The organism is Rhodococcus sp. NPDC003322 (assembly GCF_053589555.1).
The window spans coordinates 1-10,133 of the sequence record NZ_JBSFSC010000013.1 but is presented as its reverse complement, the minus strand read 5'-3'; the positions used below and the strand labels follow the sequence as shown (position 1 = coordinate 10,133).

The following is a 10,133-nucleotide window of genomic DNA, read 5'->3' as shown; positions in this document are numbered from 1 at the left end:
GCGTACACCGCGACGCTGCCGTAGCCGGCGTCCTTCGCGGCCCGGATGACCCGCACAGCGATCTCGCCGCGGTTGGCGACGAGCACCTTCGTGATGTGCGCGCTGGCATGACTGGGCACTGAGCCTCCTGTTGATCGCAAGGGGTAGCCACTGTGGATCCCCTGCCGGGGGTCAGACCCGGCTGGTTTGTTGACGGCAGTACCTCGAAGTGTAGGCACCAGCCGATATGCAGATGTAATCGGCCTGGAGGGACCGGTGAACACCATAAACCCTACTGACCAGTAGTTTCCCGGTTCATCGGGTGACGGGGGAAGGCAGATTGCACGTCCCGGTGCCCACAACCTCTTCCATCAGGCTGCGCAGGCGGGCGACGTAACGGTGCACCGCGACGGTCGCGTCGTCCGTGGCGGGATAACGGGCGGCGATGTTCACGCCCTGCGGGGTCCGATTCACCCAGATGTACACGTCGTTCGCGTACTGCTTGCTGCGCAGTGCCCGCGCGTTCCAGTCCGGCCACTGCGTCGCCGCGGGCACGAACCGCACGTCCATGTAGGACACCACGAACCGGGGCTGTGCGTCGGTGCCGAGGACCTCGCTGACCCACTCGAACGGCACCTGCGCCGCCGGCTTGGCCGCCGCGACCTGGGTGGACGCCCGCCGCACCAGTTCCGCGAACGAGCCCGCCCCACGGACCGCGAACGAGATCGGGCTGATCCCGACGAACCATCCGACCGAACCGGCCCATCCCGGCTCGTCGCGGGTGTGCATGGGAGTGACGGTCTCGAACCGCTCCGCGCTCGAGAGTTCGGCGCCTGCGATCGCCAGACACGCGAGGGTGCCCGCGAAGAAGCCGTGCCCGATCTTGCGGCACACCACCGCGAACGCATCCGCCCCGGACGTGTCCAGGACCCACGCGGACAGCCCGCGCTGCGCGGGCGGAACCTCGGGCAGCTCCCCGAGGTCGAGCGGGAACTCGGGCAGTCGCCCACCGCCGAGGTCGAGCACGCCGCGCCACAGTGCCACCGCCGGATGCGCGGCGTCGAGGTCGACGACCGCGGAACGCTCCCGCGCACCGAAGTCGAGGTAGCTGCCGACGGGGAACAGGTCCGGGGCCGCGCCGTCCCGCTCCCTGCGGTACAGCGCCTCGATCTCCTGGGCGACCAGGACCACCGAGTACCCGTCGACGATCGCGTGGTCGGCCGCGAAGTAGACGGTGAACGCCCGGTCCCGGTCCGGCGGTTCGACGGTCGCGAAGGCGAATGCCGGCCACGACGTCGGGGACGTGCAGCCGTCGAACAGCCGGTGTAGGTGCTCGAAGTTCTCGGCGCCCGACGTTCGGTAGCCGTGCCGATGGGCGCTGACGCGGACCCGGCCCGGCGAGACGGTCCGCCTCCGCAGCGCTCCGGGGCCTGTGGGGACGGTCGCGTGGCTGCGCAGTCCCTCGTGCCGATCGATCCACGAGTTCAGTGCACGGCCGAACGCGTCCGCGTCGAGCCTGCCGTCGATCTCGAATGCGGTCCCGAGCCACGACTCGTGCGCGGACCCGGTTCGCGCACGCGCGTCACGCAGCCGCGACTCCTGGACGAAGGACGTCGGCCTCGGATCGTCGAACCACGGGTCGGAACTGTCGATGCGTGCGTGCGGCCCGCCGTCGAACGGTGCGGTCGGAAGCCACTCGGTCACCGTTCCCGGCGTGACGGGATAGTCGGCCAGCTCGGTGAATTCCATTGACAGAACCCATTTCTCGAGATCTGCACCGGCGAATGGATCGCAATCACCGACGCAGATGACGTTTGATGCGTGTGAGCATCGCGGACATGCCCCGCAGGCGCAGCGGGCTGACGGAGTCGGCCAGACCCAGCGCGGAATAGAAGTCTCCGGGCACGTCCAGTATCGCCTGTGCGCTCTGTCCGTCCAAACCCTGATGAAGAATCGAGGCGAACCCGCGTGTCGTCGGTGCCTCGGGCGGGGCACTGAAGTGCAGTCGCACGTGTTCCGGGTCGTCGGCGTCGACCGAGAGGAACAGTGGCGACTGGCATTCGGGCACCGGTTCCATCGCCGCTTGCTCCAGTTCCGCAGGCAGCGGCGGCAGTTCGCGGCTGAACTCCAGAAGCAACTGCAGCTTCTCCTGCCCGGAGACCGCGGCGAAGTCGTCGACGATCTCGGCGAGGGGTTCGGGCAGGCTCATGCGATCGCCGGAACCTCGCCGGGCTCGTCGCCCTTGACGATCGGAACCCGCACCGTGTTGCCCCACTCCGTCCACGAGCCGTCGTAGTTGCGCACGTTCTCGAACCCGAGCAGGTGCGTGAGCACGAACCAGGTGTGGCTGGACCGCTCACCGATCCGGCAGTAGGCGACCACGTCGTCGCCGGGAGCGAACGCGCCGTAGATCTCCTCCAGTTCGGCGCGCGACCGGAACCGGCTGTCCGGGGCCGCGGCCTTCGCCCACGGGATGGACACCGCAGTCGGGATGTGCCCGCCGCGCAGCGCGCCCTCCTCCGGGTAGTCCGGCATGTGGGTGCGCTCGCCGGTGTACTCCTGCGGCGACCGCACGTCGATCAGCGGTCCGGCGCCCAGGTGTCCCAGCACCTCGTCGCGGTACGCGCGGATCGGGGCGTCGTTACGGGTCACGACCGGGTAGTCGGTCGGCGCGTTCTCGGGGACGTCGAGGGTGGTGTCGCGGTTCTCCGCGATCCACGCGTCCCGGCCGCCGTCGAGCAGTCGCACGTCCTCGTGACCGAACAGGGTGAACACCCACAGTGCGTAGGCGGCCCACCAGTTGCTCTTGTCGCCGTAGATGACGACGGTGTCGTCCCGGCGAATGCCCTTGCGGCTCATCAGCTCGGCGAACGCCTCGCCGTCGATGTAGTCGCGGGTGACCGGATCGTTGAGGTCGGTGTGCCAGTCGATCTTCACCGCACCCGGAATGTGTCCGACGTCGTAGAGGAGCACGTCCTCGTCGGATTCGACGATCTTGATTCCGGGAGCGCCGATGTGCGCGCCGAGCCACTCCGAGGTGACGAGCCGCTCCGGATGCGCATAGGCCGCGAAGGACGGGTTGGGATCGGGCGCGACGGGCACGGGCGGGGCTCCTGACGTGGACTACCGGTTGACAAGCCCAATTCTAGGCGGCCCGCCGATTGCCGTCGTGCCGACGCGGTGGACGGCGCGGCACGACGGGTCGGTCAGCCCACCGATTCGAGCAGGACCAGATCCTCCTCGTCGTCCCGCACCATCACCCCGCGGGTGCAGACCTCGGCCAGCACCGCTGCCAGTCCGCTCAGGAACCGTTCGATCGTCGAGCGGGCGACCGGGGTGTTCGGGAGTCGGGACCGGATCGACAGGCCCTCGGTCGTGCGCGACACCCAGAACTGTGCGTCGTCGCACACCGTCACATTGCTGATGTGGTGGGCGTTGATGTCGCGGTGGTGCTCGGTGCCGGCGAGGCGCCGGTAGTCGATGTACGACACCATGAACAGATCCGTACCGGTGCGCCGGTAGCCGTCGCCGACCCCGGCTCGCACCTGCGGCATCGACACCCCACGCAGCGTGAGGGACGAGCGGAACGAGGCGTGCGTCTCCGTCAGCGACGTCGCGAAGTCGTCCGCGTCGTCGATCTGCACCGTGATCGGTGCGCTGGTGGTCAGCCAGCCGATCGAGCCCTCCCATCGAGGATCCAGGCGGGTGTGCAGCGGAAACTGCAACGGCAGGATGGTCGGGGCGCCCTCGCGGCGCAGCGCCGTCCCGATAGCGGTCAGCACTCCGGTGAACATCGTGCCGCCGGCGCCGAGGCACACCTCCTCGAATCGGGCCGCGTCCGCAGCGTCGAGGATTCGCCTGACATCGGAGGCCTGCGGTGCAGGCTTACCCGGCTCCACGCCCAGGTCGAGGGGGAAGCTCGGTGCGGTTCCGCCGCACGCCTCGTAGAACCGGGCCCAGGCCTGGATCCGCGGATCGGAGGCGTCGACGTCCTGCTCGGCGTTCTCCTCGACGCAGAAGCTCATGAAGCTACCGGGGTCGTCCAGTTCGGTGTGCACGTCGGAGTCGTCGAGTTCCGGTGTTGCGCAGAGCAGTTCGTAGATCTGGCGCAATTCGCGGACCGCGATCACGAGCGAGTAGCCGTCGACGATCGTGTGGTCGAAGGCGGCGATCACCGTGCTCGACCCGGCCCGCTCCACGGTGGCGAACAGGAACGCGGGAAACGTCAGCGGATCGCAGACCTCGGTGAACCGGCCCCGCAGGTGACTGCGCAACGCGCGGGTGTCGTCGAACACGACCGGCCGCGAATCGGTCACGGCCACCGCATGCGGAGGGACCGTCAGCCGGCTGATCCGATCGGGCCGGACCTCGAATCCGGTCCACAGTGCGTCGTGCCGGCGGATGGTCAGCTCGAACGTGCGGCGCAGAGCGGCCCGGTCCAGTGGACCGGGCACGTCGAAGCTCGCCGCCATCCACACGCTGCTGCCGACGCCGTGCTTGCGTGCGGTGTCGAGATGGAACTGCTGGTTGTAGCTCGGCGGGACGTCGGAGTGGACGAGATCGTCGGTCGGGGCGAAGGTCCACTCGGTGAGCGTGCCCGGTTCGATGTCGTAGCGGTCGATCGCGGTGACATGCATCAGCGCGTCCCCGCTGTCACCGGGGCCGGAGCCCACGGCGTGATCCGGTAGTCGCCACCGCGGGCGACGGCCGTCATGATCTCGGTGAGCCGACGCCCGTACCGCGACACCGCTTCGTGCGCCGTCGGCGTGTCGGGGTGCGAGATGTCGATCCACGTTCCGTGGTCGAGTCGGTTGACCCACATCGACGCGATCGTGGTGTCCTTGCCTCCGACCAGTCCGGTGGCGTTGGACTCGACGTACTCGTCGGATCTCGGCAGCCGCCGGGCATCGATGTACGAGACGATCGACGGCACCGCGAGCCCCGCGAAGTCGGTGATCGTCTCCACACCGCGTTCGGCCACGACGGTCTCGATCGCCTGCTGGATCGACACCGACCCCAGCGCCTTCCCGGCCCGGAACGAGCGCTGCGCGGACTCGACCAGGTCGGCGAACGTCGCAGCGTCCCCGGTCGGGAATCCGACCGGGATCAGATTGATGAACCAGCCCTGTGCCCAGGCCATCTCCTCGCTGTCACGGGTGGACAACGGGGACAGCGCGAAGTAGCGGTCGCGGCCGACGAGCTCACGCTCGGTGATCGCCAGCGCCGCGAACACGCCACCGACGAAGTTGCCGCCGTTCGCTCGGCACACATCCGTGAACCGCTCGCTGTCCGGTCCGTCGAGCAGGGCTACGCGGGTGCCGATCGCGGGGCGCGGACCGTCCGAGGTCCCCAGGTCCAACGGGAAGGCGGGCATGGAACCGCCGGTGGAACGCAGGTGCTGCATCCACGCCTCGACCTCGGGTGAGTCCGCGGTCAGTTCGGCGGTGCGGGCGCGTTCGCGCCGGCTGAACTCCACGTAGCTGCCCGGTCGGCGCATGCCGTGGTCGGTGCCGTCGACTTCCGCGTCGTAGAGCGTGCGCAGCTCGGTGAACGCGTAGGACAGTGACGTCAGGTCGGTGTGCGCGTGGTCGACGGCGTGGAAGAGCGTGAACCCGTCACCGTCCGGATGCTCGACCGCACCGAACACGAACGACGGCCACGCGAGCGCACTCGTCCCGGTCGCGAACCGGTGCACGACATGGTCGCGGATCTCCTCGGAGGTGCGGGGCACGTCGACGGGAACGGGCTCGAACTCGATGGACTCCGGCGGGACGACATGGCGACACATCCGGTTTCCGAAATCCGACGGATCACCCTCGGGATCGGCGAAGTCGAACCAGCTCCACAGCGTCTCGTTGCGACGCATGTACGTCTCGATCGCCCGTGCCATGGCCGCCGGGTCGAGCGCCCGGAAGATGTCGAACGCGAGCCCGATCCATGGGGACTGCTTCTCTCCGCGGGCACGGGCCGCTGCGGCGCGGCGCAGGTGCCGTTCCTGGATCGTCGACGGCGCGGTGGGGTGCTCGGGGGCGGAGCGCGCGATGTCTGCCGTGCGCTCGGTCACCGTCCACTCGACGACCCGGCCGGGCGGCGGGGTCCACTGAGTGATCAAGTGAAGATCCATGGGTGGGGCTCCTAACAGGACGTGCAGTGCGCGGCGCCGGATGGGAGTGGTGCCGTGCTGAGGGATCGTGTTGGGGGATAGAGAATGGCCAGGGACGTGTCCGACGGGGTGGCCGTCGGCACTCGGAACGGCATCACGCGCGTTCTCGCCGCGCGGTTCGGCGACCGGTGCATCGGGCACGATGCTGGACAGTCGTCGTGATCCCGGCGCTCGTGCCGGAGCGGTCACCGGGGCGAAGCGGGGTCGGGCGCCGTCCATCGGTTCGGGCACATGCGGTCGCCGCGGTTGCGAAAGGTGAATGCTTGCGCCGGGCCGACGATGACGTGCGGCAGGCGGTTCGCCGAAGTGTGGTCCCGGTCAGGCGGGGTCGGGTGAGGCGGTCCAGAGTTCGGCGATGCCGACGCCGACGTCGCCGAGCAGGCGACGCACCAACGGCAGGCCGATCCCGATCACGCTGGACGGGTCGCCCTCGATGCGGTCGATGAACCAGCCGCCGAGCCCGTCGAGGGTGAATGCGCCGGCCACCTGCATGGGTTCACCGGAGTCGAGATACGCCTCGAGGTCGTCTCCCGACGGGGTGCCGAAGTGCACCACCGTCGCGCTGTCGTCGCGGGCCTCACCGACCGTGACGCCGTCCCGGACCCGGATCACGCAGTGCCCGGTGAGGAGGGTTCCGCTGCGCCCGGCCATCGAGCGCCACCGGGCCCGTGCCACGTCGGCGGTGTGGGGTTTGCCCTGCAAGGTGCCGTCGATGAGGAGCATCGAATCGCACCCGATCACCACGGCATCGGTGACGATGTCGGCGGGAAGTACGGGCAGCACGGCCGCGGCCTTGGCGCGGGCCAGCTCCGTCACCACGTGGTGCGGAGCGGCCCGCGGGCCGAGGGCCTCCTGAATGGCGTCCTCGTCGACGCCGGAGACGTGCACGTACGGCTCGATCCCCGCCTTGCGCAGCACCGTACGGCGCGCAGGCGAGGCCGAGGCGAGGACGAGCCGCGTCACGCCCGGTTCTGGAACGCGTAGGGCGAGAAGGGTGCGCGCACGCGGTGCATCCTGGTCGGCCGGCCCCAGTTGTCCGGGGGAGTGGTGTCGACGGGCGCCTCACCCGATCCGGCGGCGGCGAGAACCGCGACCAGCGCGGCGATCTCGACGTCGGTGGGATTGCCCTTGAGCACCTTGATGACCGGCAATTGCGTACCTTCGGTTGCGGTCGCCGCGTCGATGGTCTCGGCGGCTTCGGTGAGCACCTCGACCTCGGCGAGTGCGTTGTCCGTGATTGTCACAGTGGAATGTTCCCATGCTTCTTGGGCGGGAGGGTGACCATCTTGCGTTCGAGCAGACGCAGAGCGGACACGATCTGACCGCGGGTGTGGCTCGGCGGGATCACCGCGTCGACGTAACCGCGTTCGGCGGCGACGTACGGGTTGACGAGGGTGTCCTCGTACTCGTTCTGCAACTGCAGGCGCAGCGCATCGACGTCCTGACCGGCCGCGGCGGCGTCCTTGAGCTGCTTGCGGTAGACGAACCCGACCGCGCCCGAGGCACCCATGACCGCGATCTGCGCCGTCGGCCACGCCAGGTTCACATCGGCACCCATGTGCTTGGAACCCATCACGTCGTACGCGCCGCCGTACGCCTTGCGGGTGATGACGGTGATCTTCCCGACGGTGGCCTCACCGTAGGCGTAGAGCAGCTTCGCCCCGCGCCGGATGATGCCGTTGTACTCCTGCTCGGTGCCCGGCAGGAAGCCCGGCACGTCGACCAGGGTCACGATCGGGACGTTGAACGCATCGCAGGTCCGCACGAACCGGGCGGCCTTCTCCGAGGCGTCGATGTCCAGGCAGCCCGCGAACTGGGTCGGCTGGTTCGCCACGATGCCCACGCTGCGGCCGTCGATGCGGCCGAACCCGACGATGATGTTCGCGGCGCGGCCGGCCTGCACCTCGAGGAACTCGTCGTCGTCGAGCAGGCGGCGGATCACCTCGTGCATGTCGTACGGCTGGTTCGCCGAGTCGGGGATGATCGTGTCCAGCTCGAGGTCGTCCGGGGTCAGCGAGTCCTCGATCGACCCGACGATCGGATCGGTCGCCTCCAGGCGCGGGGCGGCGGCCTGGTTGTTCGACGGCAGGTACGAGAGCAGGTCCTTGACGTAGTCGAGGGCGTCCTGCTCGCCGGAGGCGACGTAGTGGGCGACACCGGAGCGGGCCATGTGCGTGTGCGCACCGCCCAGGTCCTCCATGGTGACGTCCTCACCGGTGACGGTCTTGATCACGTCCGGGCCGGTGACGAACATCTGGGAGGTCTGGTCGACCATCACCACGAAGTCCGTCAGCGCCGGCGAGTACACGTGCCCGCCCGCGGCCGGGCCCATGATCAGAGAGATCTGCGGGATCACCCCGGACGCCTGGACGTTGCGGTGGAAGATCTCGCCGTACAGGCCGAGGGAGACCACGCCCTCCTGGATGCGGGCGCCGGCGCCCTCGTTGATCCCGATCAGCGGCCGGCCGGTCTTCAGGGCGAGGTCCATCACCTTGACGATCTTCTCGCCGTAGATCTCGCCGAGGGACCCACCGAAGACGGTCGCGTCCTGGGAGAACACGCACACGTCGCGGCCGTCGACGGTGCCGTAGCCGGTGACCACGCCGTCGCCGGCCGGTCGGTTGTCCCCGAGCCCGAAGTTCGTCGACCGGTGCCGCGCCAACGCGTCCAGCTCGACGAACGAGCCCTCGTCGAGCAGTGCCTCGATGCGTTCGCGGGCGGTCAGCTTGCCCTTCGCGTGCACCTTCTCCACGGCGGCCTCACCGGTCGGGAAGGTCGCCTCCGCCTGACGGCGATGCAGATCCGCGAGCTTCCCCGCAGTCGTGTGGATATCGGGGACATTCGACGCCGCGGTGGCGGCGGACTCCTGGACGCTGGTCATGGACAGAGAGCATATCGGCAGGTCCGGGCGCCGGATGCGACAGGGCGGTCGACGTCGAGTCGATCAACTCAAGCTACTGGCGAGTATCGAATCGGGGTGGGGTTCGCGGGTCCGCACGGGGGCGCAGGCAGGGCGACACCGACCGGGCTCGCGCCCTACGCTCGACCCATGTACACGGACCTGAGCCGGCCACCTCTGAACGCCGACGCGCTGCGGACCGCCCTCGTGCGCGGCGGCGCCGACCCCCGCGCCTTCTACTCGACCCTCGATGTCGTCGCGGAGACCGGCTCCACCAACGCGGACCTGCTGGCCCGATCGGTCGACAGTGCCCTCGACCGTGCGGTGCTGATCGCCGAGTACCAGGACCACGGGCGAGGACGGCACTCCCGCAGTTTCGTGGCGCCGCCCCGGTCGTCGGTGTCGGTGTCGGTGCTGCTGCGGATGCCGGGGTTGCCGCTCGCGTCGATGGGCTGGTTTCCGCTGATGACCGGTCTCGCGGCGGTGGACGCACTTCGTACCGTGGCCGAGGTCGACGCGGAACTGAAGTGGCCGAACGATGTGCTGATCGGGGGCAAGAAGGTTGCGGGCATCCTCGCCGAGGTCGCCGCCACGTCCCCCGCGCCCGCGGTGGTGATCGGCGTCGGGCTCAACGTGACGATGACCGAAGCGGAGCTGCCGGTGCCGACTGCCACCTCGCTCCAGCTCGCCGGCGCGGCGACCACCGACCGGGACACGCTCGCCCGGGCGCTTCTGCGTTCGCTGGCAGCACAGTTCACCGCGTGGCAGGAGGACGGGTGGCGCGTCGACGGTCTCGCGGCGGACTATCGGCGCCGCTGCGGCACCATCGGGCAGCGGGTACGTGTGGAACTGCCGGGCAACGAGGAGCTGATCGGGACGGCCACCGATGTGGACCTGCAGGGCCGGGTGGTGGTGCAGCCCGACGGTTCCGGCGACGCGGTGCCGGTCTCGGCGGGCGACGTCACCCACCTGCGCCCGTACCCGGGTCCGGCATGACCGGAAGTGCATGCGAGAGCGGCGGGGGGGGGGGGGGGGGGGGGGGGGGGCCCCCCCCCCCCGCGCGGGGGGGTGAATGTGTTAGGAGGTGGAGGG

Annotated in this window: 10 protein-coding genes; 1 reads left to right on the top strand and 9 read right to left on the bottom strand. The window is 69.5% G+C overall.

From position 1 onward, the window contains the following. The 9 genes from ACWDUM_RS28175 to ACWDUM_RS28135 all read right to left on the bottom strand — a co-directional run. The coding region (locus tag ACWDUM_RS28175) for a biotin carboxylase N-terminal domain-containing protein (RefSeq protein ID WP_312639142.1) at window positions 1–119 on the bottom strand (119 nt) is incomplete at its 3' end. Between the two features lie 175 nt (window positions 120–294). After that, window positions 295–1,728 (bottom strand): condensation domain-containing protein, encoded by a 1,434-nt coding sequence (locus ACWDUM_RS28170; protein WP_450136529.1) that lies wholly within the window; start codon window positions 1,726–1,728, stop codon window positions 295–297. Window positions 1,729–1,774: 46 nt separating this feature from the next. After that, window positions 1,775–2,188, bottom strand: coding sequence for a SufE family protein (locus ACWDUM_RS28165; RefSeq protein WP_450117242.1), 414 nt, complete (start codon window positions 2,186–2,188; stop codon window positions 1,775–1,777). Next, the gene (locus tag ACWDUM_RS28160) at window positions 2,185–3,081 is read right to left on the bottom strand and encodes a sulfurtransferase (RefSeq protein WP_450136528.1); all 897 of its coding nucleotides are present in this window, start codon (window positions 3,079–3,081) and stop codon (window positions 2,185–2,187) included. The genes ACWDUM_RS28165 and ACWDUM_RS28160 overlap by 4 nt, the downstream gene beginning before the upstream one ends. A 104-nt stretch (window positions 3,082–3,185) precedes the next feature. Next, complete coding sequence (locus ACWDUM_RS28155) at window positions 3,186–4,616, bottom strand: condensation domain-containing protein (RefSeq protein WP_450136527.1); 1,431 nt, start codon at window positions 4,614–4,616, stop codon at window positions 3,186–3,188. Next, the gene (locus ACWDUM_RS28150) at window positions 4,616–6,103 is read right to left on the bottom strand and encodes a condensation domain-containing protein (protein WP_450136526.1); all 1,488 of its coding nucleotides are present in this window, start codon (window positions 6,101–6,103) and stop codon (window positions 4,616–4,618) included. Before ACWDUM_RS28150 ends, ACWDUM_RS28155 begins: the two co-directional genes overlap by 1 nt. Before the next feature lie 357 nt (window positions 6,104–6,460). Continuing rightward, window positions 6,461–7,105, bottom strand: coding sequence for a Maf family protein (locus tag ACWDUM_RS28145; protein WP_450136525.1), 645 nt, complete (start codon window positions 7,103–7,105; stop codon window positions 6,461–6,463). Next, window positions 7,102–7,386, bottom strand: coding sequence for an acyl-CoA carboxylase subunit epsilon (locus ACWDUM_RS28140; RefSeq protein ID WP_450117239.1), 285 nt, complete (start codon window positions 7,384–7,386; stop codon window positions 7,102–7,104). Before ACWDUM_RS28140 ends, ACWDUM_RS28145 begins: the two co-directional genes overlap by 4 nt. Beyond that, window positions 7,383–9,023, bottom strand: a complete 1,641-nt coding sequence (locus tag ACWDUM_RS28135; protein WP_450136524.1) for an acyl-CoA carboxylase subunit beta — start codon at window positions 9,021–9,023, stop codon at window positions 7,383–7,385. Before ACWDUM_RS28135 ends, ACWDUM_RS28140 begins: the two co-directional genes overlap by 4 nt. A 168-nt stretch (window positions 9,024–9,191) precedes the next feature. On the opposite strand from ACWDUM_RS28135, the gene ACWDUM_RS28130 reads away from it, so the two are divergent. After that, window positions 9,192–10,037 carry a biotin--[acetyl-CoA-carboxylase] ligase gene (locus ACWDUM_RS28130; protein ID WP_450136523.1) on the top strand — a complete coding sequence of 282 codons (846 nt, stop codon included), beginning with the start codon at window positions 9,192–9,194 and terminating at the stop codon, window positions 10,035–10,037. The last annotated feature ends 96 nt before the right edge of the window (window positions 10,038–10,133 follow it).

Bases quoted from the DNA above. Each gene is read 5' to 3' on its own strand.
- ACWDUM_RS28170 (WP_450136529.1), bottom strand. From the start codon at position 1,728: ATGGAATTCACCGAGCTGGCCGACTATCCCGTCACGCCGGGAACGGTG.
- ACWDUM_RS28165 (WP_450117242.1), bottom strand. From the start codon at position 2,188: ATGAGCCTGCCCGAACCCCTCGCCGAGATCGTCGACGACTTCGCCGCG.
- ACWDUM_RS28155 (WP_450136527.1), bottom strand. From the start codon at position 4,616: ATGCATGTCACCGCGATCGACCGCTACGACATCGAACCGGGCACGCTC.
- ACWDUM_RS28150 (WP_450136526.1), bottom strand. From the start codon at position 6,103: ATGGATCTTCACTTGATCACTCAGTGGACCCCGCCGCCCGGCCGGGTC.
- ACWDUM_RS28135 (WP_450136524.1), bottom strand. From the start codon at position 9,023: ATGACCAGCGTCCAGGAGTCCGCCGCCACCGCGGCGTCGAATGTCCCC.
- ACWDUM_RS28130 (WP_450136523.1), top strand. From the start codon at position 9,192: ATGTACACGGACCTGAGCCGGCCACCTCTGAACGCCGACGCGCTGCGG.